Raw genomic sequence first — 1032 nt, 5'->3', positions numbered from 1 at the left:
TGCTATCTCGGCTAGTAAAGCCTGTACCACCGGTAATGATAATAACTTGGGTGTCATCACTCGCAATCCATGTCGAGAGCGCAGCGCGAATTTTATATATGTCGTCAATGACAATCTTTTTGTCTGCGAGCTTGTGCCCAGCCGAGTTTAACTTTTCTACCAGAAGTTGGCCTGATGTGTCATTGTCTTCAGTGCGAGTGTCTGAAACCGTTAATACGGCAATGTTTAAAGGGATGGTTTCTTGGCTGACGTTGTGACCCATAGGGATATCTCTCTTGTATAAGCAATGTAGTAATAAAGTTTAAAGATGATGCTTAATCATCATCTAGGAAGTTATGACTGGTGGCATGTTGCACGCGCTGGTTAAAGCGATCAGTCTTGATAGCAAGGAACATGACAGTCATACAGCAAGCGAGCACACCATATAAAACCATGAAGCATGCGCTATGGATGCCGATCCAGTCAACGGCTAGGCCAAAAGCGATAGGGAGTGTGCAGCCGCCTAAGGCGCCAATTGCAGCCACTAAGCCACCAACAAGCCCCATTTGCTGAGGGTAGTATTCATGAATTGTCTTATACACACTTGCTCGCCCAAAGCCCTGGGCTATACCGATAATAAATATCAATGTACTGAAGAACCAGACGTTAATTTCGATAGCCAGTTCTACATCTTGATGCACGCCATGTATGGTCATCGTGGTCGGCGGATAGCACAAGAAGAACAAGCAAACTAAGCATATCCAGAATACTGCCCAGTTAACGGTGCGACCACCATAGCGGTCTGCAAACCAGCCTCCTAATGCTCGAACCATGCCAGAGGTGGCAACAAAGAAAAGCGTAAAGGCCATCGCTTGGCTATAGCTGAGTTTATAAGCGGAAGCATAATACTGTGGGAGCCAGAGGATTAGCGCTAAAAAGCTACCGAAGACAAAGTAGTAATATAGACCGAAGCGCCAAATCTGGATGGATTTAAGTGCTTGTAGGGTGCTAAGTTCGGCTTGAAGTTTTGTCGGGGTATAGGGGCGGGTAGGT

The 1032-nt window shown here is 46.2% G+C and carries 1 protein-coding gene and 1 pseudogene; both read right to left on the bottom strand.

Features of this window, described 5'->3' with window-relative positions; all coding sequences use genetic code 11:
• Positions 1-262: molybdopterin-binding protein (locus tag A3756_RS23205; RefSeq protein WP_255376535.1), on the bottom strand; the 262-nt coding region annotated here is incomplete at its 3' end.
• A gap of 52 nt (positions 263-314) precedes the next feature.
• A pseudogene (locus tag A3756_RS23200) lies at positions 315-1032 on the bottom strand (MFS transporter); the annotation flags it as partial.

The organism is Oleiphilus sp. HI0086, assembly GCF_001635225.1.
This window is presented reverse-complemented; position numbering and strand designations above follow the sequence as displayed.